The organism is Pseudomonas sp. SCPG-7 (assembly GCF_002156405.1).
Classification (GTDB): domain Bacteria; phylum Pseudomonadota; class Gammaproteobacteria; order Pseudomonadales; family Pseudomonadaceae; genus Aquipseudomonas; species Aquipseudomonas parakoreensis.
This window is the reverse complement of record NZ_MVOO01000010.1, coordinates 73,694-99,490: the sequence shown is the minus strand read 5'-3', so window position 1 is coordinate 99,490 and position 25,797 is coordinate 73,694. Positions and strand designations below refer to the sequence as shown.

Annotated in this window: 19 protein-coding genes and 2 pseudogenes; 19 read left to right on the top strand and 2 right to left on the bottom strand. The window is 61.2% G+C overall.

Features of this window, described 5'->3' with window-relative positions; translation table 11 throughout:
• Positions 1-21 precede the first annotated feature (21 nt).
• Positions 22-1,044, bottom strand: a pseudogene (locus B1722_RS30160) (sensor histidine kinase); the annotation flags it as partial.
• A gap of 294 nt (positions 1,045-1,338) precedes the next feature.
• On the opposite strand from B1722_RS30160, the gene B1722_RS19045 reads away from it, so the two are divergent.
• Both B1722_RS19045 and B1722_RS19040 read left to right on the top strand, forming a co-directional pair.
• Positions 1,339-1,593, top strand: a complete 255-nt coding sequence (locus tag B1722_RS19045; RefSeq protein ID WP_003220802.1) for a hypothetical protein — start codon at positions 1,339-1,341, stop codon at positions 1,591-1,593.
• 31 nt (positions 1,594-1,624) lie between these two features.
• Positions 1,625-2,194 (top strand): lipocalin family protein, encoded by a 570-nt coding sequence (locus tag B1722_RS19040; protein ID WP_041071454.1) that lies wholly within the window; start codon positions 1,625-1,627, stop codon positions 2,192-2,194.
• Positions 2,195-2,314: 120 nt separating this feature from the next.
• On the opposite strand, the gene B1722_RS19035 is transcribed toward B1722_RS19040, so the two are convergent.
• Positions 2,315-3,679, bottom strand: a complete 1,365-nt coding sequence (locus tag B1722_RS19035) for a formimidoylglutamate deiminase (RefSeq protein ID WP_041071457.1) — start codon at positions 3,677-3,679, stop codon at positions 2,315-2,317.
• A gap of 188 nt (positions 3,680-3,867) precedes the next feature.
• Here B1722_RS19035 and hutC point away from each other — a divergent pair, with 188 nt between their 5' ends.
• From hutC to mdoH, 17 genes and pseudogenes are all read left to right on the top strand, one after another.
• On the top strand, positions 3,868-4,536 hold the full coding sequence (gene hutC, locus B1722_RS19030; RefSeq protein ID WP_230679353.1) for a histidine utilization repressor: 669 nt from the start codon (positions 3,868-3,870) through the stop codon (positions 4,534-4,536).
• Positions 4,533-5,105: pseudogene (locus tag B1722_RS19025) on the top strand (HutD family protein). Before hutC ends, B1722_RS19025 begins: the two are co-directional and overlap by 4 nt.
• A 481-nt stretch (positions 5,106-5,586) precedes the next feature.
• Positions 5,587-7,272, top strand: a complete 1,686-nt coding sequence (gene hutU / locus B1722_RS19020) for a urocanate hydratase (RefSeq protein ID WP_041071463.1) — start codon at positions 5,587-5,589, stop codon at positions 7,270-7,272.
• Between the two features lie 163 nt (positions 7,273-7,435).
• Entirely contained in the window at positions 7,436-8,908 is a 1,473-nt protein-coding gene (locus B1722_RS19015) for a cytosine permease (RefSeq protein ID WP_041071465.1), read from the top strand.
• A gap of 69 nt (positions 8,909-8,977) precedes the next feature.
• A complete protein-coding gene (locus tag B1722_RS19010; RefSeq protein WP_041071468.1) occupies positions 8,978-9,946 on the top strand; it encodes an ABC transporter substrate-binding protein in 969 nt (322 codons plus the stop codon).
• Between the two features lie 83 nt (positions 9,947-10,029).
• Positions 10,030-10,881, top strand: a complete 852-nt coding sequence (locus tag B1722_RS19005; RefSeq protein WP_007949591.1) for a proline/glycine betaine ABC transporter permease — start codon at positions 10,030-10,032, stop codon at positions 10,879-10,881.
• Entirely contained in the window at positions 10,878-11,708 is an 831-nt protein-coding gene (locus tag B1722_RS19000; RefSeq protein WP_047601084.1) for a glycine betaine/L-proline ABC transporter ATP-binding protein, read from the top strand. Before B1722_RS19005 ends, B1722_RS19000 begins: the two co-directional genes overlap by 4 nt.
• 144 nt (positions 11,709-11,852) lie before the next feature.
• Positions 11,853-13,376, top strand: coding sequence for a histidine ammonia-lyase (hutH, locus tag B1722_RS18995; protein WP_041071473.1), 1,524 nt, complete (start codon positions 11,853-11,855; stop codon positions 13,374-13,376).
• Positions 13,377-13,492: 116 nt separating this feature from the next.
• Complete coding sequence (gene hutH, locus B1722_RS18990) at positions 13,493-15,025, top strand: histidine ammonia-lyase (RefSeq protein WP_086793939.1); 1,533 nt, start codon at positions 13,493-13,495, stop codon at positions 15,023-15,025.
• Between the two features lie 89 nt (positions 15,026-15,114).
• A complete protein-coding gene (gene hutI, locus B1722_RS18985; RefSeq protein ID WP_086793937.1) occupies positions 15,115-16,320 on the top strand; it encodes an imidazolonepropionase in 1,206 nt (401 codons plus the stop codon).
• A gap of 10 nt (positions 16,321-16,330) precedes the next feature.
• Positions 16,331-17,134: an N-formylglutamate deformylase gene (hutG, locus tag B1722_RS18980; protein ID WP_086793935.1), complete on the top strand. Its 804-nt coding sequence runs from the start codon at positions 16,331-16,333 to the stop codon at positions 17,132-17,134.
• 253 nt (positions 17,135-17,387) lie between these two features.
• Positions 17,388-18,335: a choline ABC transporter substrate-binding protein gene (locus tag B1722_RS18975; protein ID WP_086793932.1), complete on the top strand. Its 948-nt coding sequence runs from the start codon at positions 17,388-17,390 to the stop codon at positions 18,333-18,335.
• Complete coding sequence (locus tag B1722_RS18970) at positions 18,335-19,252, top strand: alpha/beta hydrolase (protein WP_086793930.1); 918 nt, start codon at positions 18,335-18,337, stop codon at positions 19,250-19,252. Before B1722_RS18975 ends, B1722_RS18970 begins: the two co-directional genes overlap by 1 nt.
• A 104-nt stretch (positions 19,253-19,356) precedes the next feature.
• Positions 19,357-20,328, top strand: coding sequence for a prolyl aminopeptidase (gene pip, locus B1722_RS18965; protein WP_003220824.1), 972 nt, complete (start codon positions 19,357-19,359; stop codon positions 20,326-20,328).
• Entirely contained in the window at positions 20,325-20,762 is a 438-nt protein-coding gene (gene dtd / locus B1722_RS18960; protein ID WP_041071491.1) for a D-aminoacyl-tRNA deacylase, read from the top strand. Before pip ends, dtd begins: the two co-directional genes overlap by 4 nt.
• A gap of 463 nt (positions 20,763-21,225) precedes the next feature.
• Positions 21,226-23,010 (top strand): glucan biosynthesis protein G, encoded by a 1,785-nt coding sequence (locus B1722_RS18955; protein WP_161794907.1) that lies wholly within the window; start codon positions 21,226-21,228, stop codon positions 23,008-23,010.
• Positions 23,003-25,573 carry a glucans biosynthesis glucosyltransferase MdoH gene (mdoH, locus tag B1722_RS18950; RefSeq protein WP_086793917.1) on the top strand — a complete coding sequence of 857 codons (2,571 nt, stop codon included), beginning with the start codon at positions 23,003-23,005 and terminating at the stop codon, positions 25,571-25,573. The genes B1722_RS18955 and mdoH overlap by 8 nt, the downstream gene beginning before the upstream one ends.
• The last annotated feature ends 224 nt before the right edge of the window (positions 25,574-25,797 follow it).

Below are 25,797 nucleotides of genomic sequence, written 5' to 3'. Positions count from 1 at the left end.
GATTGAGGTATGAATACGCTCGACGAAGCGGTTGAACGACAGACCCAGCGCGCCGAACTCGTCGTGGCCGTGGATCACCAGACGCTTGGTGAGGTCGCCTTCGCCTTCGGCGATGTCATGCATGGCGCGACCCATGGTCAGCAGCGGTTGCATCAGCACGCGGATCAGCATGCCGAGCAGGGCGATGATGATCACCACGGCGATCACCATGGCGATCAGCGCCGAGGTGCGGAATTCGCTGAGCATCGAGAACGCGGTGTCCTTGTCCAGCACCAGCGCCACGTACCAGTCAGCTGATGGCACGCCGTTGACGCGGGTGAACGAAATCAGTTGGGTCTTGCCGTCGAATTCGACTTCTTTCAGGCCCGGGCTGACTTTCGGCGCACCGTTCGGATAAGCCTCGGCAAGGGTTTTCAGCACCAGTTTGCTGTCCGGGTGAATCAGGATCTTGCCATCGGCGCTGACGATGAACGCATGGCCGTGGCCACCGAAGTTGAGCGAGTTGATGATCGCGCTGACGCTGGTCAGGTCGATATCCGCGCCGGCCACACCGATCATCTGGCCTTGACGCTGCACCGGGGTGGCGACGGTGATCACCAGTTTGCCCGACGAAGCGGCGATGTAGGGTTCGGTGACGATGGTCTGCTGCGCACTGTTGGCGGCCTTGTACCAGCCACGGGCGCGCGGGTCGTAATCCGGTGCACGGTTACCGGCGGGTACCGAGAACATTACGCCGTCAGCGCCGCCGAAATAGCTGAGCTGGAAATTGCCGGTGTAGGCGGGCAGGTCGATGATGCGCTTGAGGCTGGCCGGCGCGCTGCCGTCGGCGGCGACCTGCTGCGACAGCGATTGCAGCAACTGGATGCGGCTTTCCAGCCAGGTCTGGATGTTGCTGGTCGTCAGACTCCCCAGCTCCTGCATCGAGGCTTCTGTGCTGCTGCTCAGGGCTTCGCGTTGTCGATAGTCGTTGAACAAAATGAAACAGGCGAACGCAACGGCCACCACGAGGGCGGCAGCCAACAAGATCTTGTGGCTGAATTTCATGTTTCTGGTCATCGAATGAACTACCGCGAAGGGGCTGGTCGAGAAAGGGTGGCAATTTGCCACACTCGGGGGCTTTGCGCTGCTCTTATTTCGACCGCTGTGCGCCAAAGATTAGGCGTCTTTGGTGAAATGCGACGAAATGCTCAATAGCCGCAGAAAGTGTCTGATTTGCCGATAAATGCCAGACGAGCGGAGCGATAAATAGCCATTTCTGAAGGGAACCAGATGAGGGTTTTCTCTTCTAAGCTTCTGGTTGGCACCATGCCATCCCCCTTCCGCTCCAGGAGTTACTTCATGTCGCTGCGATCTATCGCCCTTCTGACTTTTTGCGTGCTGTTGGCCGCGTGCAGCAAGGTCAATCAGGAAAACTATTCCAAGCTTTCGGCCGGCATGGCCAAGGCCGAAGTTGAGACGCTGCTCGGCAAACCCACCGACTGTTCGGGTGCGCTCGGCATGTCCAGTTGTACCTGGGGCGACAAAAACAGCTTTATCAGCGTGCAGTACGCCGGTGACAAAGTGCTGATGTTTTCTGGCCAAGGCCTGAAGTAAACCGGGGCCAAGCGCCCACGGGAGAAAAATAATGAAGCGGTTATTGTTCGTCCTTTTTGCCGGCCTGGTACTGGCCGGCTGCGCCACTCACGGTGAAGATCCGCTGGCGCCCAAGACGGCTCACAGTGTCAACCTCAAGCGTTATCAGGGCACCTGGTATGAACTGGCGCGCCTGCCGATGTACTTCCAGCGCAACTGCGCGCAATCCGAAGCCCATTATTCGCTCAGGCCGGACGGCAATGTCGATGTGCTCAATCGCTGCCTGACCGCCGACTGGCAATGGGAAGAAGCCAAAGGCAAGGCTTATCCACAGGTGCCGGGCAAGACCGACAAGTTGTGGGTCGAATTCGATACCTGGTTCTCGCGCTTGATTCCCGGAGTGGCGAAAGGCGAATACTGGGTGTTGTACGTCAGCGACGACTACAAGACCGCCATCGTCGGCGACCCGAGCCGCAAGTACATGTGGTTGCTGTCCCGCACGCCGACCGTCAACGGTGTGGTGCGTGAGGAGTTGCTGAGCAAGGCGCGTCAGCAGGGTTACGACACCACGCGACTGATCTGGCGAGCGTCGGATCGGCAGATGGCGAAGACTTCGAATTAAAGACCACCACAAATCAAATGTGGGAGCGAGCCTGCTCGCGAAGAGGGTGTGTCAGTTAACGAAAATGTTGCTGATACACCGCTTTCGCGAGCAGGCTCGCTCCCACATTTTTGTTTTGTGTCAGCCTAAAAGTTCGCGCAGAACCTGGGTGAAGGCGCGTGCGCTTTCCTCTTCGCCTGCATGCCGGCCATCGCGCACCACCCACTGGCCATTGACCAATACATCGCGCACCTGTCGGTCACCGCCAGCGAACAACCAGCGATTCAAAATCCCGTCACCACTGGCCGTGGCCAGATACGGATCATTGCCATCGAGCACAATCCAGTCGGCACGCTTGCCGACTTCCAGCGCGCCAATCGGCTGCCCCAACGCCTGGGCGCCGCCGTCCAGCGCCGCGTCATACAACGTGCGCCCGACCATCGGCTGATCCGCGCCATACAAACGGTTGCGCCGCTGATCACGCAGACGCTGGCCGTATTCCAGCCAACGCAATTCCTCGACCACGCTGAGCGACACATGGCTGTCGGAACCGATGCCCATGCGTCCGCCCTGGGCGAGGAAATCCACCGCTGGGAAAATCCCGTCGCCCAGATTCGCTTCAGTGGTCAGGCACAGGCCGGCGATGGCGCGACTTTTGGCCATCAGCGTGACTTCCTCGGGATTGGCGTGGGTGGCGTGAACCAGGCACCAGCGCTGATCGACTTCGGTGTTTTCATAGAGCCATTGCAGCGGCCGACGACCGCTCCAGCTCAGGCAGTCATCGACTTCCTTCTGCTGTTCGGCGATGTGGATGTGCACCGGGCACTGCTTGTCGCTCGCCGCCAGCACTTCGCTGATCTGTTGCGGGGTGACCGCGCGCAACGAGTGGAAGCACAGCCCCAGCGATTGCGCTTTTTGCTGAGCCAGCAGCGGCTGCAGGCGCGCTTGCAGGTTCAGATAGTTTTCGGTGCTGTTGATAAAGCGGCGCTGCCCGTCATTGGGCGTTTGGCCGCCGAATCCGGAATGGCTGTAAAGCACCGGCAACAGGGTCAGACCGATGCCGCTGTCGCTCGCTGCCTGGCTGATGCGCAGTGCCAGTTCGGCCGGATCGGCATACGGCTGACCGTTGTTGTCGTGGTGCACATAGTGGAATTCAGCAACCGAGGTGTAACCGGCCTTGAGCATTTCGATGTACAGCTGACGGGCAATCACGCCGAGCTGCTCCGGGCTGATTTTTCCGACGAGGCGATACATCAGGTCGCGCCAGGTCCAGAAGCTGTCGTTGGGATTGCCAGCCACTTCGGCCAGTCCCGCCATCGCGCGTTGGAAGGCATGGGAATGCAGATTGGGCATGCCCGGCAGCAGCGGACCGCTCAGCCGCTCGGCGCCATCTGCGGTGGAATCGGCCTGGATTCGGGTCAGCATGCCATCGGCACTGACTTCGAGACGTACATGGTTGGCCCATCCGTTAGGCAGCAGCGCGCGTTCGGCAAAGAAGGCGGACATGGTTCAGCACCCCATCGTGTGTTATTTGTATATACATATACAGACGTTTGCCTGCCCGGTAAACTCCGGCAAGCTAGCAACCTTCATCCAATGAACAGGGATCCACCGTGCCGACTCCGCCTCCAGTCTCCCCGTTGGCCGCGAACCTGGGCGACAGTCCGGCGCCCTTGTACGCCCGCGTCAAACAGATGATCACCCAGCAGATCGACAGCGGTAACTGGCCACCGCACTACCGCGTGCCGTCGGAAAGCGAACTGGTCAGCCAGCTCGGTTTCAGCCGCATGACCATCAACCGCGCGCTGCGCGAAATGACCGCCGACGGCCTGCTGGTGCGCATGCAAGGTGTCGGCACGTTCGTCGCCGAACCGAAGAGCCAGTCTGCGCTGTTCGAAGTGCACAACATCGCCGACGAAATTGCCTCCCGTGGGCATCGCCACACCTGTCAGGTGATCACCCTCGAAGAAGAGGCCGCCGGCTCCGAGCGCGCGTTGGCGCTGGACATGCGCGAAGGGCAGAAGGTCTTCCATTCGCTGATCGTGCATTACGAAAACGACATCCCGGTGCAAATCGAAGACCGTTTCGTCAACGCGCTGGTCGCTCCGGAATACCTCAAGCAGGATTTCACCCTGCAAACCCCTTACGCCTATCTCAACCAGGTCGCGCCGTTGACTGAAGGCGAGCACGTGGTCGAAGCGATCCTCGCCGAGCCGTCCGAGTGCAAGTTGCTGCAGATCGAGAAAGGCGAGCCGTGCCTGTTGATCCGTCGTCGTACGTGGTCGGGCCGTCAGCCGGTGACGGCGGCGCGCCTGATTCATCCCGGTTCTCGTCATCGTCTGGAAGGACGCTTTCATAAATGAGCAGTGAAGTGAAAGTTTTACGCGCCGAAGGTTACCCACGCATGCCGTGGAAAAACGGCGGCGGCAGCACCGAAGAGATCACCCGTGACGCCGGTGCTGGCCTGGATGGTTTTGGCTGGCGTCTGTCGATTGCCGACATTGCCGAGTCGGGCGGTTTCTCGACCTTTGCCGGTTACCAGCGAGTGATCACGGTATTGCAGGGTGACGGCATGACCTTGTGCGTCGATGGTGATGACACGCGTCCATTGTTACCGCTGGACCCGTTTGCGTTCAGCGGCGAAAGCCAGGTGTCCTGCACCTTGCTCGGCGGCGCGATACGCGACTTCAACCTGATTTACGCACCGCAGCGTTACCACGCGCGGTTGCAGTAGCTGGACGGTGAACAGCGGTTTTTCAGCTCGGCCTCGACGGTGCTGGTGTTCAGTGTCAGCGAGCTGCTGCAAGTGCAGGTCGGTGACAACACTGCGCAACTGGCCCGACATGATTGCCTGCAGCTGGACGGTAACACCGGTCTGGTTGAAGTCGCGGTCAATGCCGCGTGCTGCGTGATCGAGCTGACGGCACGCTGATCTTCCTGCTCATGTAAAACACATTGTGGCGAGGGAGCTTGCTCCCGCTGGGTTGCGAAGCGGCCCCATTTCGGTGAACGCCGGAATGGGAGTCCTTCGGCCTCCAGCGGGAGCAAGCTCCCTCGCCACAATGGCATTCACACAAGCTGTTTCCCTTCACGCACCAACTTGTTACCGAACGCCCCAGCGTGGCGCAAAGCCACGGGTTCGTAACGATCCCCCGCGACCTCAATTCTCCCCCGCAAAAAATTTCATCCACGCCACAACCCTTGTTTCCAGCGCTCTGTAGCCCTGTTCGCGATTTTTCTTGAACGGCTCTTCAGTGAGTTGGCCGCTTGATTGCATATGCTTGTATGTACAAGTAAAGACGTATGCGTATAAGTCCGCAGCGTCCACTGATTCGCTTGTCGCGCATTGAGGCGCACAGGCTGCTTGCCCACTGCCAGGGTTGGTTTGAATTGATCGCTGAGGAGTCTTTTTCGTGACTGACACAAAACCTACTAAGTACCGTGACGTCGAGATCCGCGCTGCACGCGGCAACAAGCTGACCGCCAAGAGCTGGCTGACCGAAGCGCCGCTGCGCATGCTGATGAACAACCTCGATCCGGAAGTGGCCGAGAACCCGAAAGAGCTGGTGGTCTACGGTGGTATCGGTCGCGCTGCGCGTAACTGGGAGTGCTACGACAAGATCGTCGAAAGCCTGACCAATCTGAACGACGACGAAACCCTGCTGGTGCAATCCGGCAAACCGGTCGGCGTGTTCAAGACTCACAGCAACGCCCCGCGCGTACTGATCGCCAACTCCAACCTGGTGCCGCACTGGGCGAGCTGGGAACACTTCAACGAACTCGACGCCAAAGGCCTGGCCATGTACGGCCAGATGACCGCCGGCAGCTGGATCTACATCGGCAGCCAGGGCATCGTTCAGGGCACCTACGAAACCTTCGTCGAAGCCGGTCGTCAGCACTACAACGACAACCTCAAAGGCAAGTGGGTCCTGACCGCCGGTCTGGGCGGCATGGGCGGTGCTCAGCCGCTGGCTGCAACTCTGGCTGGCGCCTGCTCGCTGAACATCGAATGCCAGCAGGTGAGCATCGATTTCCGCCTGAAAAGCCGTTATGTCGACGAGCAAGCCAAAGACCTCGACGACGCCTTGGCGCGCATCGCCAAATACACCGCCGAAGGCAAAGCGATCTCCATCGCCCTGCTGGGTAACGCCGCAGAAATCCTTCCGGAACTGGTCAAGCGCGGCGTGCGTCCGGACATGGTCACCGACCAGACCAGTGCCCACGACCCACTGAACGGCTACCTGCCCGCGGGCTGGACCTGGGAAGAGTACCGCGCCCGCGCCAAGACCGAGCCGGCTGCCGTGATCAAAGCCGCCAAGCAATCGATGGCGGTCCACGTCAAAGCGATGCTGGCGTTCCAGAAGCAAGGCATCCCGACCTTCGACTACGGCAACAACATCCGTCAGATGGCGCAGGAAGAAGGCGTGGAAAACGCGTTCGACTTCCCGGGCTTCGTCCCGGCCTACATTCGCCCACTGTTCTGCCGTGGCATCGGCCCGTTCCGTTGGGCGGCGCTGTCGGGTGATCCGCAGGACATCTTCAAGACCGACGCCAAAGTCAAAGAGCTGATCCCGGACGACGCCCACCTGCACAACTGGCTGGACATGGCCCGCGAGCGCATCAGCTTCCAGGGTCTGCCGGCACGTATCTGCTGGGTCGGCCTGGGCCTGCGTGCCAAGCTCGGTCTGGCGTTCAACGAAATGGTGCGCAGCGGTGAGCTGTCGGCACCGATCGTGATCGGTCGCGACCACCTCGACTCCGGCTCGGTCGCCAGCCCGAACCGCGAAACCGAATCGATGCAGGACGGTTCCGACGCTGTCTCCGACTGGCCACTGCTCAATGCGCTGCTGAACACCGCGAGCGGCGCGACCTGGGTCTCACTGCACCACGGTGGTGGCGTGGGCATGGGCTTCTCGCAGCACTCGGGCATGGTGATCGTCTGCGACGGTACTGACGAAGCGGCCGAGCGTATTGCGCGCGTGCTGCACAACGACCCGGCCACTGGCGTCATGCGTCACGCCGATGCCGGTTACCAGATCGCCATCGACTGCGCGAAGGAGCAGGGGCTGAACCTGCCGATGATTACCGGCGGCAAGTAACACGCTTTGGCTTTATGTGGGAGCGAGCTTGCTCGCGAAAGCAATCTGTCAGCCAGCAAAGATGTTGAATGTGCTGGCCAATTCGCGAGCAAGCTCGCTCCCACAGAAAAGCAGCCCTACCGAAGCTCAGTGAACAATCAAAACAATCCACAGAGGTTGAATCATGGCTGTAACCCCCGATCGTGCAGGTAACAAACCGTTGATCGAAAGGCGTTCGATCGACTACATCCCGGAAGCGGAAAGACACGGTCGTCTGTTGAGCCAGTTCACCCTGTGGATGGGTGCGAATCTGCAAATCACCGCGATTGTTACCGGGGCCTTGGCCGTGGTGCTGGGCGGTGATGTGTTCTGGTCGTTGATCGGTCTGTTGATCGGTCAACTGCTCGGCGGCGGCGTGATGGCGCTGCACGCGGCGCAAGGGCCGAAGCTTGGCTTGCCGCAGATGATTTCCAGCCGGGTGCAGTTCGGCGTGTATGGCGCGGCGATCCCGATCGTGCTGGTGTGCCTGATGTACCTGGGTTTCACCGCCACCGGTACGGTGCTTTCCGGCCAGGCGCTGGGCCAGTTGTTTGGCGTCAGCGACACCGTCGGCATCCTGCTGTTCGCCAGTGTCATCGTGGTGGTCACCGTGCTCGGTTATCGGGTGATCCACTGGATCGGGCGTGTCGCCAGCGTCATTGGGGTGATTGCCTTCGTGTATCTGTTCAGCCGTCTGCTGAGTCAGGTGGATGTGGGCGCCCTGTTGCAGATCCGTCACTTCAGCTGGAGCAGCTTCTTGCTGGCGGTGTCGCTCGCGGCGTCCTGGCAGATCGCCTTCGGCCCGTATGTGGCGGACTATTCGCGTTACTTGCCGAGCAAGGTTTCCTCGGTGAAAACCTTCTTTGCCGCTGGCGCCGGTTCGGTCATCGGCGCGCAGGTGGCGATGGTCCTTGGCGTGTTCGCTGCGGCATCGGCCAACGGCCAGTTCGCCGGGCATGAAGTGGCCTACATCGTCGGGCTGGGCGGCACCGGTGCCACGGCGGCGCTGCTGTACTTCAGCATCGCCTTCGGCAAGGTCACCATCTCGACGTTGAACTCGTACGGCAGTTTCATGTGCATCGCCACGATCATCAGCGGCTTCCGTGGGCACCTGACGGTCTCGCGCCTGCAGCGTCTGGTGTTCGTGCTGGTGATTGTCGGTGCGGCGACCCTGATCGCACTGCTTGGCCAGCACTCGTTCCTCGGTGCGTTCAAGTCGTTCATCCTGTTTCTGCTGGCGTTCTTCACGCCATGGAGCGCGATCAACCTGGTCGACTACTACTGCATCACTCGTGAACGCTATGACGTACCGGCGCTGGCCGATCCGAATGGTCGCTACGGCCGCTGGAATCTGCTCGGGATCAGCGTCTATGTGTTCGGTGTGCTGGTGCAGCTGCCGTTCATCTCCACCAAGTTCTACACCGGCCCGCTGGTGGCTGCCCTCGGTGACGTGGATATTTCCTGGATCATCGGCCTGGTGCTGCCTGCCGCGCTGTATTACCTGTGCGCGAAAAAATGGCACGGCTCGGTGCCTGATCAGCTGATTTTGCCGCTCGAGCAGAACAGTGTTGTACAACCTGAAAAAAGTGGGGCCGGGCGCGCTGCGGCGCAGGCCTGATTGGACGTGGACAGGGCTGGATGCCTCTTGACTGCCGTAAGCCAATTCATGATTAGGAGCGTCGCAATAATGAAATCGAACAAGACCCTGCTCACCACACTGCTGTCCATGGGCCTGCTGGCCAGTGCCGGCGCCACCCAGGCTGCCGGCTGGTGCGAGTCCGGCAAACCGGTGAAATTCGCCGGCCTGAACTGGGAAAGCGGCATGTTGCTGACCGACGTGCTGCAAGTGGTGCTGGAGAAAGGTTACGACTGCAAGACCGACAGTCTGCCGGGCAACTCCATCACCATGGAGAACGCCTTGAGCAGCAACGACATTCAAGTGTTCGCCGAAGAGTGGGTCGGCCGCAGCGAAGTCTGGAACAAGGCTGAGAAGGCCGGCAAAGTCGTCGGTGTCGGCGCCCCGATCGTCGGCGCTATCGAAGGCTGGTACGTGCCGCGCTACGTGATCGAAGGCGACGCCAAACGCAAGATCGAGGCAAAAGCCCCGGACCTGAAAAACATTGCCGATCTGGGCAAATACGCGACGATTTTCAAGGACGCCGAAGAGCCGTCCAAGGGCCGTTTCTACAACTGCCCGGCGGGTTGGACCTGTGAGCTGGACAACAGCGAAATGCTCAAGAGCTACGGCCTGGAAAACAGCTACACCAACTTCCGTCCGGGCACCGGCCCGGCGCTGGATGCGGCAGTGCTGTCGAGCTACAAGCGTGGCGAGCCGATCCTGTTCTACTACTGGTCGCCAACCCCGCTGATGGGCCAGATCGACGCGGTCAAACTTGAAGAAAAACCGGGCGTCGACAAGAGCGTGAGCATCAAGGTCGGTCTGTCGAAAACCTTCCACGAACAGGCGCCGGAACTGGTGGCCGTGCTGGAGAAGGTCAATCTGCCGATCGATCTGCTGAACCAGAACCTGGGCCGCATGGCGAAGGAACGTATCGAGTCGCCAAAACTGGCGAAAATCTTCCTCAAGGAACATCCTGAGGTCTGGCACGCGTGGGTCAGTGACGACGCAGCCAAGAAAATCGACGCGGCGCTGTAGGTCGATACCTCCCGGTCAACCGTGAGGCTGGCCGGGAGATATGCCGTCATCGCTTGATTGAGATTTCTGATTGAGAGCCGCTTATGTTTCCCGAAAGCTTTACCTTTTCCATCGCCGACTGGGTCAACGGTTGGGTCGATTCGCTGGTCACCAATTATGGTGATGTGTTCCGCCATATCTCCGACACGCTGCTGTGGGCCATCGTCAACCTCGAAGGCCTTCTGCGTGCCGCGCCGTGGTGGCTGATGCTGGCGATCGTTGGCGTCGTCGCCTGGCACGCCACGCGTAAAGTCGTGACCACCGCCGTCATCGTCGGTCTGCTGTTCCTGGTGGGCGCTGTCGGCCTGTGGGACAAACTCATGCAGACGCTGGCGCTGATGATGGTCGCGACGATCATTTCGGTGCTGATCGGCATTCCGCTGGGGATTCTCTCGGCGCGCAGCAATCGCCTGCGTTCGGTGCTGATGCCGCTGCTCGACATCATGCAGACCATGCCCAGCTTCGTGTACCTGATTCCGGTGCTGATGCTGTTCGGTCTGGGCAAGGTCCCGGCGATTTTCGCCACGGTGATCTATGCCGCGCCGCCGTTGATTCGCCTGACCGATCTGGGCATTCGCCAGGTCGATGGTGAAGTGATGGAGGCGATCAACGCCTTCGGTGCCAACCGCTGGCAGCAACTGTTCGGTGTGCAACTGCCGCTGGCCCTGCCGAGCATCATGGCCGGGATCAACCAGACCACCATGATGGCCCTGTCGATGGTGGTAATCGCCTCGATGATCGGCGCCCGTGGCCTGGGTGAAGACGTACTGGTGGGCATTCAGACCCTCAACGTCGGACGCGGCCTCGAAGCCGGTCTGGCGATCGTGATTCTCGCAGTGGTCATCGACCGCATTACTCAGGCGTACGGTCGGCCACGGCATGAGGTGAGCAAATGAACAACGCAACCGTGAGCAAGATCGAAGTCAAAAACGTCTTCAAGATTTTCGGCAACCGCGCCAAGGACGCACTGGCGATGGTCGGCCAGGGCAAGACCAAGGATCAGGTGCTGAACGAAACCGGTTGTGTGGTCGGGGTCAATGACCTGTCGCTGAGTATCGGCACCGGCGAGATTTTCGTGATCATGGGCCTGTCCGGCTCGGGCAAATCGACGCTGGTGCGCCACTTCAATCGCCTGATCGACCCCACCAGCGGCGCGATCCTGGTCGATGGCGTAGATATCCTGCAATACGACATGGAAGCGCTGCGCGAATTTCGCCGGCACAAGATCAGCATGGTGTTCCAGAGCTTCGGCCTGCTGCCGCACAAGACCGTGATCGAGAACGTCGCCTACGGCCTGAAAGTGCGCGGCGAGAGCAAGCAACTGTGCGCCGAACGCGCGCTGCACTGGATCAACACCGTGGGTCTCAAGGGCTACGAAAACAAATACCCGCATCAGCTCTCCGGCGGCATGCGTCAGCGTGTCGGCCTGGCCCGCGCGCTGGCGGCGGACACCGACATCATCCTGATGGACGAAGCGTTCAGTGCGCTCGATCCGCTGATCCGCGCCGAGATGCAGGACCAGTTGCTGGAGCTGCAAAAGACCCTGCACAAGACCATCGTCTTCATCACCCACGACCTCGACGAGGCCGTGCGCATCGGCAACCGCATCGCGATTCTCAAGGACGGCCGCCTGATTCAGGTCGGCACGCCAAGAGAGATCCTGCATTCGCCGGCGGATGAGTATGTTGACCGGTTCGTGCAGCGGCGGGCGGCGGTGGTTTGATTTGAGTTTTGCAGTGCATTGACTGGCCTCATCGCTGGCAAGCCAGCTCCCACAGGGATCGAGTGAACAATGAGAACTCTGTGGGAGCTGGCTTGCCAGCGATGAGGCCGGTAAAGCTGCATCAATGTTTGGATGAGGTTGAAGATGTCCCAGGCTGAAAAAATCATCATCACCGGCAACCCCCTGCGTTGGCAGGACGTGGTCGCCGTCGCCCGTCACGGCGCGCAACTGGAGTTATCGAGCGAAACCTGGGCGCGCATCGAAAACGCTCAGGGCATCGTCCAGCGCATCGTCGAAAGCGGCGAGCGTGCTTATGGCGTCAATACCGGCCTGGGTGGTTTGTCCAATGTCTCGCTGAAGGACGAACAACTCAGCCAGCTCTCGCGCAACACCTTGCTCAGCCACGCCTGTGGTGTCGGCCCGGTGCTGCCCGATGAGCAGACCCGCGCGATCATCTGCGCGGCGATTCACAACTACAGTCACGGCAAATCCGGTATTCATCGCCGCGTGGTTGAAGGCCTGCTGGCGCTGCTCAATCGTGGCATCACCCCGCAGGTGCCGTCGCAAGGCTCGGTGGGTTACCTGACGCACATGGCGCACATCGGCATCGCGCTGCTGGGCGTGGGCAATGTCAGCTATCGCGGGCAAATCATCTCGGCGCAGCAGGCTTTGGCCGAAGAAGGCCTGCAACCGGTGCAACTCGGCGCGAAAGACGGTTTGTGCCTGGTCAACGGTACGCCGTGCATGACCGGCCTCAGCTGCCTGGCGATTGCCGATGCGACGCGACTGGTGCAATGGGCCGACGTGATCGGCGCCATGAGCTTCGAAGCGCAGCGTGGGCAGATCGCCGCGTTCGACGCCGAGATCATCGCGCTCAAACCGCACCCGGGCATGCAGCAGGTCGGGAGCAATCTGCGTGCGTTACTTGATGGCAGTGAAGTGATCGCGACCAGCAAAGGCATTCGCACTCAGGATGCGTTGAGCATCCGCTCGATCCCGCAGGTGCACGGCGCAGCGCGCGATCAACTGGAACATGCGATCAGGCAGGTGGAAGCCGAACTCAATGGCTGCACCGATAACCCGTTGCTGCTGGGCACGCCGGACAACTTCCGGGTGATGTCGCAGGCTAACCCGCACGGCCAGTCAGTGGCGATGGCAGCGGATCTGCTGGCGATTGCCATGGCCGAAATCGGCTCGATTGCCGAGCGTCGCCTTGATCGTCTGGTGAACCCGCACGTCAGCGGTCTGCCGGCGTTTCTGGTGGCCAATCCGGGGGTGAACTCCGGGATGATGATCGTGCAATACGTCGCCGCCTCGCTGTGTGCCGAGAACCGCCAACTGGCGCAACCGGCGGTGCTCGACAACTACGTCACCTCGGGCCTGCAGGAAGACCACTTGAGCATGGGCACCAGCGCTGCGCTGAAGCTGCACCGCGCCCTGGAAAACTGCACGCAGATCCTCGCCATCGAGTACCTGCTGGCGGCGCAGGCCTTTGAATTTCTCAAGGCGCAGCGCTTTGGCGCGGGCACCGACCGGGCGTGGCGCCTGCTGCGTGAAACCGTCCCGGCCTACGATCAGGATCGCTGGCTGGCGCCGGACATCGCTGCCGCCGCAAGCGTTCTGAAGCACCCGGATTCGCTGCACAACGTATTACCGAATCTGCACTGACAATACCCATACCAGCGTGCCAAGGCGTGGATCGTCCACAAGACGAGAAACGACGGATAACGGAATGCTCCGGAGCGACTGGTAGTTAATAACAATGCCTAAACAGGAGCATTTAAATGACTGCGCTGAACCTGATTCCCGGCCAATTGAGCCTGGCCCAACTGCGTGACGTTTATCAGCAACCGGTCAAGCTGACCCTCGACCACAGCGCCTCCGCGCAGATCGAGGCCAGCGTTGCGTGTGTCGAGCAGATCCTCGCCGAGAATCGCACCGCCTACGGCATCAACACCGGTTTCGGCCTGCTGGCCTCGACCCGCATCGCCAGCGAAGACCTGGAAAACCTCCAGCGTTCGCTGGTGCTGTCGCATGCGGCCGGCGTCGGCCAGCCGATCAGCGATGAGCTGGTGCGGCTGATCATGGTGCTCAAGGTCAACAGCCTCAGCCGTGGTTTCTCCGGGATCCGCCGCGTGGTGATCGACGCGCTGATCGCGCTGATCAACGCCGAGGTGTATCCGCACATTCCGCTCAAAGGTTCGGTCGGCGCCTCCGGTGACTTGGCACCGCTGGCGCACATGTCGCTGGTGCTGCTGGGCGAGGGCAAGGCGCGCTACAAGGGCGAGTGGATGGAAGCGACTGAGGCGCTGAAAGTCGCCGGTCTGACCCCGCTGACCCTGGCGGCGAAAGAAGGTCTGGCGCTGCTCAACGGCACTCAGGTGTCCACGGCGTTTGCGCTGCGCGGTCTTTTTGAAGGTGAAGACCTGTTTGCCGGTGCGCTGGCAATCGGCGGTCTGACGGTGGAAGCGGTGCTCGGTTCGCGCTCGCCGTTCGATGCACGTATTCACGCCGCTCGCGGTCAGAAAGGTCAGATTGATGCTGCAGCCGCGTATCGCGATCTGCTCGGTGAGCGCAGTGAAGTCTCCGACTCGCACCAGAACTGCGAGAAGGTTCAGGACCCGTACTCGCTGCGTTGCCAGCCACAGGTCATGGGCGCCTGCCTGACCCAGTTCCGTCAGGCCGCCGATGTGCTGGTGGTCGAAGCCAACGCCGTCTCCGACAACCCGTTGGTGTTCGCCGCTGAAGGCGATGTGATTTCCGGCGGTAACTTCCACGCCGAGCCGGTGGCCATGGCCGCCGACAACATGGCCCTGGCCATTGCTGAAATCGGCTCGCTGAGCGAACGCCGTATCTCGCTGATGATGGACAAGCACATGTCGCAACTGCCGCCGTTCCTGGTGGCCAATGGCGGCGTCAACTCGGGCTTCATGATCGCTCAGGTGACCGCCGCGGCACTGGCCAGCGAGAACAAGGCGCTGGCCCATCCGCATTCGGTCGACAGCCTGCCGACCTCGGCCAACCAGGAAGACCACGTGTCGATGGCCCCGGCCGCCGGCAAGCGCCTGTGGGAAATGGCCGAAAACACCCGCGGGATTCTCGCGGTGGAGTGGCTGGCGGCGGTGCAGGGGCTGGACCTGCGCAACGGTCTGAAGACCTCGGCCAAGCTGGAACAGGCGCGGGCGATTCTGCGGCGCGAAGTGCCGTTTTATGAGAAGGATCGCTTCTTTGCGCCGGACATCAATGCGGCGACCGAGTTGTTGGCTTCGCGGTGTCTGACCGAGCTGGTTCCAGCCAGGCTGCTGCCGAGCCTGTAAGGCCCTCATCGCTGGCAAGCCAGCTCCCACAAATACCTGTGGGAGCTGGCTTGCCAGCGATACGATTTTGAACAAGACGAGGACTTGGGATGAAAACCCTCTGGCAACACTGCCACGTCGCAACCATGGCGCAAGGCGTCTACTCGATCATCGAGGATGCGGCCATCGTGACGTCCGGTGCGCACATCGAGTGGATCGGCCCGCGCAATCAATTGCCCTCTGGCGAATACCCGGCGGTCAACGACCTGCAAGGCGCGTGGGTCACCCCCGGCCTGATCGACTGCCACACACACACGGTGTTCGGTGGCAACCGCAGCGGCGAATTCGAGAAACGCCTGCAAGGCGTCAGCTACGCCGAGATCGCGGCGCAAGGCGGCGGTATCGCCAGCACTGTGCGCGCCACCCGTGAAGCGAGCGAAGACGAGCTGTTCGCCAGCGCCGCCAAGCGTTTGAAAAGCCTGATGCGCGACGGCGTGACCACGGTCGAGATGAAGTCCGGCTACGGTCTGGATCTGGCCAGTGAACGCAAGATCCTGAGGGTCATCCGTCGCCTGGCCAAGGAGCTGCCGATCAGCGTGCGCAGCACCTGTCTGGCCGCCCACGCCTTGCCGCCGGAGTACAAGGATCGCGCTGACGACTACATCGAGCACATCTGCGCCGAGATGCTTCCCGCTTTGGCCGCCGAAGGTCTGATCGATGCCGTGGATGCGTTCTGCGAGTACCTGGCGTTCTCGCCGGAGCAGGTCGAGCGGGTGTTCATCACCGCGCAAAAGCTTGGTCTGCCGGTAAAGCTGCATGCCGAACAATTGTCGTCGCTGCATGGCTCCAGCCTAGCCGCGCGCTACAAGGCGTTGTCCGCCGATCATCTGGAGTTCATGGATGAAGACGACGCCATCGCCATGGCCAAAGCCGACACCGTCGCCGTGCTGTTGCCGGGCGCGTTCTATTTCCTTCGCGAAACCCGGTTGCCACCGATGGACGCCCTGCGCAAGCACAAGGTCAAGATCGCCATCGCCAGTGACCTCAACCCCGGCACCTCGCCGGCGCTGTCGTTGCGCCTGATGCTGAACATGGCTTGCACCTGCTTCCGTATGACTCCGGAAGAAGCCTTGGCCGGTGCGACCATCCATGCCGCACAAGCGCTGGGCATGGCTGACACCCACGGTTCGCTGGAAGTCGGCAAGGTCGCGGATTTCGTCGCCTGGCAGATCGACCGCCCGGCGGACCTGGCCTATTGGCTCGGGGGCGATCTGGACAAACGCGTCGTGCGTCACGGCGTTGAATCAAGTCTGTAGGAGAGCGGTTGTGGATAAGGTTCTGAACTTCAAACAAGGTCGCGTGCCGCTGCTGATCAGCATGCCTCACGCTGGCGTACGTCTGACCCCGGCGGTCGAGGCCGGATTGATCTCGGACGCGAAAAGCCTGCCGGACACCGACTGGCACATTCCGCAGCTTTACGATTTTGCCGAGGCGTTGGGCGCCAGCACGTTGGCCGCCGAGTACTCGCGGTTTGTCATCGACCTGAACCGCCCGTCCGACGACAAACCGCTGTACGCCGGCGCCACCACCGGGCTGTACCCGGCGACGCTGTTCGATGGCATTCCGTTGTTCCGCGAAGGGCTCGAGCCCTCCAAAGCCGAGCGGGCGACCTATCTGGAACAGATCTGGACGCCCTATCACCGCACCCTGCAGCAAGAGCTGGCGCGGCTGAAGGCTGAATTCGGCTATGCGCTGCTGTTCGACGCGCACTCGATCCGCTCGGTCATCCCGCACCTGTTCGACGGCAAACTGCCGGATTTCAACCTCGGCACCTTCAACGGCGCCAGTTGCGATCCACAACTGGCGACGCAACTGGAAGCCATCTGCGCCCGTCACGACCCTTACAGCCACGTGCTCAACGGACGCTTCAAGGGCGGCCACATCACCCGCCATTACGGCAACCCGGCCGAGCACATCCACGCCGTGCAACTGGAGCTGTGCCAGAGCACCTACATGGAAGAGTTCGAACCGTTCCGCTACCGCGCCGATCTGGCGGAGCCGACGCGGGTGGTGCTCAAGGCGTTGCTGCAGGGTTTGCTCGCCTGGGGCGAGAGCCACTACCCATCCTGAACACAGACCCACACCCCCTGTGAGAGCGAGCTTGCTCGCGAAAGCATCGTGTCAGTCGATTATGAGGTGACTGATTCACCGCATTCGCGAGCAAGCTCGCTCCCACGAGGGGGCGGTGGTCCGTCCGGGTCGCCGCTGTGCAAAACACAGTCGCCACCGTTCATCTTTCCCTCTCGTCGCCTGCGTAATGTTGCGGCCACGGTGTACCAGACACCGACCTGACAATAATCCGCTGCCGCACGAGAACCCCCGAATGAAAAAGCTCTTCACTCGTTGTGCGTTAATCCTCACTGGCAGCGCGCTGTTCAGCGCTGGCGTCATGGCCAATGACGACGCCTCCTGCAAAACCGTGCGCATGGGCGTGGTCAACTGGACCGACGTGATCGCCACCAGCGGCATGGCCGATGTGTTGCTCAATGGTCTCGGCTACGACAGCAAGCAGACCAGCGCGGTGCAGCAGATCATCTTTGCCGGCATTCGCGACAAGCGTCTGGACATCTTCCTCGGCTACTGGAAACCGGCAATGGACAACAACATTGCGCCCTTCCTCGCTGCCAACCAGGTCAAAGTCCTGGACAAGCCGAGTCTGGCGGATGCTCAGGCGACGCTGGCGGTGCCGGATTACGTGGCGGCGGCCGGGTTGAAAACCTTTGCCGACATCGCGAAGTTCAAGGATCAGTTGGGCGGCAAGATCTACGGCATCGAGCCGGGCAGTGGGGCCAACACCACCATCAAGAACATGATCGAGACCAACCACTTCGGTCTGAAGGATTTCAAGATCGTCGAGTCCGGTGAGGCAGGCATGCTCGCCGCTGTACAACGCGCGGTGAATCGCAAGGAGTTTGTGGTGTTCGTCGGCTGGACCCCGCACCCGATGAACATCAACATGAAGATCACCTACCTGACCGGCAGCGAAGACGTCTACGGCCCCAACGAAGGCGCCGCCACCGTGTCCACCGTGACCGCGCCGGATTACGCCGAACGCTGCCCGAACGTCCATCGCCTGCTGCAAAACCTGACGTTCACTGCCGCCCAGGAAAGCCAGCTGATGGTACCGATCATGGCGCGCAAGACGCCGCAGGACGTGGCAAAGAACTGGCTGCGTGAACACCCCGAGGATCTGCAGCGCTGGCTGGCCGGGGTCAGCAGTTTTGATGGCAAGGATGGCGTGGGCGCGGTTCAGGCCAGTCTGAAAAACTGATGAACCATTATCTGCTGACGCCGGCCATGGCGGCCTTCGTTACCCGAACCGAAAGTTTCGTCAGTGATGACAGTAGTCTCGCAGGACTGCGCCAGGCCTATGACGCCATGTGTCGGGCCTTCACCCCTGAACGGCCCGCAGGGCTGGAGGTCGTCGACTTCCAGTTGAGCGGCGTACCGGTGCGTTCCTACCGGCCGCCGCTCAAGCCACCGGCCAGCGGCTGGCCTTGCGTGTTGTACTTGCATGGCGGTGGTTGGGTCGTCGGTGGGCTCGGCTCTCACGACTTCATCTGTTTCGAACTGGCCATGGCGCTGGGTGCGATGGTGGTGGCGGTGGATTATCGGCTGGCGCCAGAACATCCATACCCGGCGGGGTTCGAGGATTGCCTGAGTGTCTGGCGCGCGTTGCGCAGCGGGCCGTTCTGGTTTGACCCGCAGAAACTGCTGGTAGCCGGCGACAGCGCCGGTGGCAATCTCGCCGCCGCGTTGTGCCTGGCGTTGCGCGATGCCGGCGAGGCGATGCCGGCGGCTCAAGTGCTGATCTATCCCGGCCTTGGCGGTGACGACCGGTTGCCGTCACGCAGCGAATGCGCCGATGCACCGTTGCTCGGCAGCCATGATGTGCACAGCTATCAAGCGTTATACCTGCGCGGCAGCCCTCGGCCGGATGCTTATGCCATGCCGCTGCTCGCTGACGATTTCAGTGGATTGCCGCCCGCCTGGATCGCCGTGGCGCAATTCGATCCGCTGCGCGACGACGGCGTGGGCTACGCTGAACGACTGGCCAGCGCCGGCACAGACGCTTCGCTTTATTACGGCGAAGGGCTGGTGCACGGTTGTTTGCGTGCGCGAGGTCAGGTCGCCGAGGTCGACCGGCTCTACGAAAACCTGTTGAGGTTCATGGCTGACAAATTGTGACTGCGTGCGGGCATGCTCATTGATGTAAATCGGGTTTATGATGCCGGACGGCAGAATAATAGAAGTCCCCCCAGGGATGACCTCGACCCCTTACGGAGCACGCAATGCAGACATTGTTTCCGCAGATCAAACCCCATGCCCGGCACGATCTGGCTGTCGATGACACCCACACGCTGTACGTCGACGAAAGCGGTTCTCCGGAAGGCTTGCCGGTGGTGTTCATCCACGGCGGCCCGGGTGCCGGTTGCGACGCGCAGAGCCGTCGCTATTTCGACCCGAACCTGTATCGCATTGTCACCTTCGACCAGCGCGGCTGCGGACGCTCCACCCCCCACGCCAGCCTGGAAAACAACACCACCTGGGATCTGGTCGCCGACCTCGAGCGTATCCGCAAGCACTTGGGCATCGACAAATGGGTGCTGTTTGGCGGTTCGTGGGGCTCGACCCTGGCGCTGGCCTACGCACAAACCCATCCGGAGCGTGTTCACGGTCTGATCCTGCGTGGGATCTTTCTCTGCCGTCCGCAGGAAATCGAGTGGTTCTATCAGGCCGGTGCCAGCCGTCTGTTTCCCGATTACTGGCAGGACTACATCGCGCCGATCCCGCTGGACGAGCGCGACGATCTGCTCAGCGCTTTCCACAAGCGCCTGGTTGGTAACGATCAGATCGCCCAGATGCACGCGGCCAAGGCTTGGTCGACGTGGGAAGGGCGCACCGCGACCCTGCGGCCGAACCCGCTGGTGGTCGACCGTTTCTCCGAGCCGCAGCGCGCCCTGTCGATCGCGCGGATCGAATGCCACTACTTCACCAACAATGCGTTCCTCGAGCCGAACCAGTTGATCCGCGACATGGGCAAGATCGCTCATCTGCCGGGGGTGATCATTCACGGTCGCTACGACGTGATCTGCCCGCTGGACAACGCCTGGGAATTGCATCAGGCCTGGCCGAACAGCGAGCTGCAGGTGATTCGCGATGCTGGCCACGCCGCCTCCGAGCCAGGCATTACCGACGCGCTGGTGCGTGCCGCGAGCAACATGGCCCGCCGCCTGCTCGACCTGCCGCCAGAAGAAGCATGAAGGGGCTTCTGCAGCGCGTGCGCGGTGCGCGGGTCGAAGTCGCGGGAGAAATAGTCGGCGCGGTGGATCAGGGTTTGCTGGTGCTGGTGGCGGTCGAACCCGACGATACCCGTGCCAGTGCCGACAAACTTCTGCATAAGCTGCTTAACTATCGGGTATTCAGTGACGCCGAGGGCAAGATGAATCTGTCCCTGGCGGATGTGGGCGGCGGGTTGCTGCTGGTCTCTCAGTTCACCCTGGCTGCCGACACCAAGAGCGGGTTGCGTCCGAGTTTCTCGACCGCAGCCCCTCCGGCATTGGGCGAGGAATTGTTCGACTATCTATTCAGCAAAGCGAAACAGATGCATGGCACTGTGGCATCAGGTAGATTCGGCGCGGATATGCAGGTGCACCTGGTCAACGATGGCCCGGTCACCTTCCTGTTACAGACATGAAAGCGCTTGAAACATCTTTTCAAGGGCTTTTCGACTGAAAACAGGCGTTTTTCGCGATAAATACTTTGTTACCCCTGATGCGTTGTCACGCGGGCTACTAGATAATCGCGCGCTATGGGGATCAGCGTTCGCTGGTCCATTTTTGACTTAGGTAGAGACTTGTCTGGATCCGATTGGGGAATCATTTTGCCCCAGCGGAGTCGGAACAATGCTCGCCAACCTGGCATGAGCGGTCTGTACGGCCATTTTTGTCAGCATTATTTCGAGGGCCAGGGAGCCAGAGACAAGGCGCCGCGACGAGTCATAGCCCGCTATGGCGAGGAGCGGCAACGCAGTATCTGGCTCTCTGGAACCGAAATAAGCTGACGAAAATGGCCACACAGACGGCTTGCTGGCCGTTGGTTTTTTGATCTGTTTTCGGCGAGGGTTGCTCGTGATTGTTAGTCCCTGTAATGCAGCAAAAATGTCTGCCAAACGCATGCGAAGTGCCCTGGTAGCGGGTTCGGCGCTCCTGTGCCTGCTCAGCGCCGGCCAGCTTTGGGCGTTCAATCTTGACGATGTATCAGCCAAGGCTAAAGAGCTCGCCGGGCAGAAGTTCGAAGCCCCGCGCAGCAACCTGCCGAACGAATTCCGCGACATGAAATTCGCGGACTATCAGAAAATCCGCTTCCTCACCGAAAAGGCTGAGTGGGCCGATCAGAAGACTCCGTTCAAGCTGTCCTTCTATCACCAGGGCATGCACTTCGATACGCCGGTGAAAATCAACGAAATCACGGCGAACACCGTCGAAGAGATCAAATACGATCCGACCCGCTTCGATTTCGGCGACCTCAAGTTCGATCCGAAGGCCACCGAGCAACTGGGCTACGCCGGTTTCCGTGTGCTGTACCCGATCAACAAGGCCGACAAGCAAGACGAAATCATGACCATGCTTGGCGCGAGCTACTTCCGCGTCGTCGGCAAGGGTCACACCTACGGTCTGTCGGCCCGTGGTCTGGCGATCGACACCGCGCTGCCGTCGGGCGAAGAGTTTCCGCGTTTCCGCGAGTTCTGGATTCAGCAGCCGAAGCCGGGCGACAAGCACCTGGTGATCTTCGCCCTGCTCGATTCGCCGCGCGCCACCGGTGCCTATCGGCTGATCCTGCGTCCAGGCAGCGACACCATTGTCGACGTCAAGGCGCAGATGTTCCTGCGTGACAAGGTCGGCAAACTGGGCATCGCGCCGTTGACCAGCATGTTCCTGTTCGGCGCCAACCAGCCGTCGAAAGTCCTCAACTACCGTCGTGAACTGCACGATTCCAGTGGTCTGTCGATCCATGCCGGCAACGGCGAGTGGATCTGGCGTCCGCTGAACAACCCGAAACACCTGGCCGTGAGCAACTTCAGCGTCGAGAACCCGCGTGGTTTCGGTCTGCTGCAGCGTGGCCGTGATTTCAGCCACTACGAAGACCTCGACGACCGCTATGACAAGCGTCCAAGCGCCTGGATCGAGCCGAAGGGCGAGTGGGGCAAGGGCACCGTTGATCTGGTAGAGATTCCGACCGCCGACGAAACCAACGACAACATCGTTGCGTTCTGGAGCCCGGAAACCATGCCGGAGCCAGGCAAGCCGCTGGACTTCGCCTACCGCCTGCACTGGACCATGGACGAAGCGGCGATTCACGCCCCCGACAGCGCCTGGGTCAAGCAGACCCTGCGTTCGACCGGTGACGTCAAGCAGTCGAACCTGATCCGTCAGCCGGACGGCAGCGTCGCCTACCTGGTCGACTTCGAAGGTCCATCGCTGGCAGCCCTGGCGCCGGATGCCGACGTACGCAGTCAGGTCAGCGTTGGCGATAACGCCGAGCTGGTCGAGAACAGCGTGCGCTACAACCCGGAAACCAAGGGCTGGCGCCTGACCCTGCGGATGAAGATCAAGGACGCGAGCAAGTCCACCGAGATGCGTGCTGCCCTGGTCCAGCCAGTGGTCACCGCTGATCTGGCCAAATCTTCGGTACCGGCGTCGAATTCGTCGGTGGCCAAGGCTGACAAGATCGCCGCCAAGCAACAAGAGAAGGAAGACAAGGAAGCCAAGGCCGCTGAAGCCAAACAGGCCGACGCCAAGCCCGCCGCAGATGCCAAGGACAAGGCCAACAAAGACGCCAAGCAGCCAGCGGCTGCGAACGCGGCCCCAGCCACACCGGAATCGGCACCGACTGAAGAAGTCCTGACCGAGACCTGGAGCTATCAGTTGCCTGCCGATGAGTAACTCTCAAGTACAGCCAGAGACTCTGTCCGAGTATCTGGCGCATCTGCCGATGACCGACGAGCAGCGCGCGGAACTCGCGGGCTGCCAGTCTTTCAGCGAACTGCACCAGCGCCTGTCGTCGCCAACGTTCGACGCCCCTGCCGAAGCCGCCCAGGCTTCGGTGGGCAAGCGCCTGACCCTGAGCACCGCCGAGGAACTGGAAGAGGCGGAAATGCTGGTGCTCGACGCCAGCGGCCGGGTCGCCATGAAGGCGACGCCGCCCATCCACCGGACCAAAGTCGTGCCGGAACCCTGGCGCACCAATATTCTGGTGCGTGGCTGGCGCCGTCTGACTGGTCGCACCAACCCGCCGCAGCCGCCAAAAGATGCGAATGTGTTGCCGGCCGCGCGCTGGCGCACCGTCGGTTCGATCCGTCGCTACATTCTGTTGCTGCTGATGCTCGGCCAGACCATCGTCGCCGGCTGGTACATGAAAGGCATCATGCCGTACCAGGGCTGGTCGTTCGTCGATCTTGAAGAGGTTCTGCACCAGCCGCTGCTGCAAACCGCCACGCAAGTGCTGCCGTATGCGCTGCAAACCAGCATCCTGATTCTGTTCGGGATTCTGTTCTGCTGGGTCTCGGCCGGCTTCTGGACGGCGCTGATGGGCTTCCTCGAGTTGCTCACCGGTCACGACAAATACCGTATCTCCGGCAAAAGCGCTGGCAACGAGCCGATTCCGAAGGACGCCCGTACTGCGCTGGTGATGCCGATCTGCAACGAAGACGTGCCCCGGGTATTCGCCGGTCTGCGCGCCACCTTCGAATCGGTCGCGGCCACCGGTGATCTGGATCGCTTCGACTTCTTCGTCCTCAGCGACAGTAACGACACCGACATCTGCGTCGCCGAGCAACAGGCGTGGCTGGACGTCTGCCGCGAAGCCAAAGGCTTCGGCAAGATCTTCTATCGCCGCCGTCGCCGTCGTGTGAAACGCAAGAGCGGCAACCTCGACGACTTCTGCCGTCGTTGGGGCGGTGACTACAAGTACATGGTCGTGCTCGACGCCGACTCGGTGATGAGCGGCGAGTGCCTGACCAGTCTGGTACGCCTGATGGAAGCCACGCCGGACGCCGGGATCATCCAGACCGCGCCACGGGCGTCGGGCATGGACACGCTGTATGCGCGCATGCAGCAGTTCGCCACCCGCGTGTACGGTCCGCTGTTTACCGCCGGTCTGCACTTCTGGCAGTTGGGTGAATCCCACTACTGGGGTCACAACGCAATCATCCGCATGAAGCCGTTCATCGACCACTGCGCCCTGGCGCCGTTGCCGGGCAAAGGTGCGTTCTCCGGGGCGATCCTGTCTCACGACTTCGTTGAAGCCGCGCTGATGCGTCGTGCCGGTTGGGGCGTGTGGATTGCCTACGATCTGCCGGGCAGCTACGAAGAACTGCCGCCGAACCTGCTCGACGAACTCAAGCGTGACCGTCGCTGGTGCCACGGCAACCTGATGAACTTCCGCCTGTTCCTGGTCAAGGGCATGCACCCGGTGCACCGTGCGGTGTTCCTGACTGGCGTGATGTCGTACCTGTCGGCGCCGTTGTGGTTCTTCTTCCTGGTGCTGTCGACCGCGCTGCTGGCGGTGAACACACTGATGGAGCCACAGTACTTCCTGGAACCGCGTCAGCTTTATCCGCTGTGGCCGCAATGGCATCCGGACAAGGCGATCGCGCTGTTCTCGACGACCATTGTGCTGCTGTTCCTGCCGAAACTGTTGAGCATCATCCTGATCTGGGCCAAGGGCGCGAAAGAGTTCGGTGGCAAGTTCAAGGTGACCCTGTCGATGCTGCTGGAGATGCTGTTCTCCATGCTGCTGGCACCGGTGCGGATGATTTTCCACACCCGTTTCGTCCTGGCCGCGTTCCTCGGCTGGGCCGCGACCTGGAACTCGCCGCAGCGTGACGACGACTCCACGCCATGGAGCGAGGCGGTCAAGCGCCACGGTCCGCAGACCTTGCTGGGTTTCTGCTGGGCGCTGCTGGTGATCTGGCTGAACCCGAGCTTCCTGTGGTGGCTGGTGCCGATCGTCGGTTCGCTGATGCTGTCGATTCCGGTGTCGGTGATTTCCAGCCGTGTCGGTCTGGGCCTCAAGTCCCGAGACGAGAGCCTGTTCCTCATCCCTGAGGAATACAATCCGCCGCAGGCGCTGCTGGCGACCGATCAGTACACCCACGAAAACCGTTGGCACGCACTGAACGACGGCTTTATTCGTGCGGTGGTCGATCCACAGCAGAACGCCTTGGCGTGTTCGCTGGCGACGGCCCGTCACGGTCAGGCCGAGCCGATCGAGTGGCTGCGTCAGGAACGTGTGCGTCACGCGATCAAGGTCGGTCCGGCCGGGCTGAACAACCATGATCGCCTGCAACTGCTGAGCGATCCGGTGGCGCTGGCGCGTCTGCACGAGCTGGTCTGGTCCGAAGATCACAAGGAATGGCTGGATGCCTGGCGTGCTTCGGTGAAAGCCGATCCGCATGCGCCGCTGCTGCCGTTGCGACCGCTGAGCATGCAGGCTCAACCGGCCTAAGAAAAAGCCCCGCCAATGCGGGGCTTTTTTTTAAAAGATCGCAGCCTTCGGCAGCTCCTACAGGGTTATGTGCACACCTGTAGGCGCTGCCGAAGGCTGCGATCTTTTGCTTTTAAAAACCTCCCCGCAACAACAAATCGCCGCAAAAAACCTTGTGCAAACGGACGAGTGCGTTAGCATCCGTCCCCGAATTGGCGCACCCGGGCATTTTTGCTCATCACGGC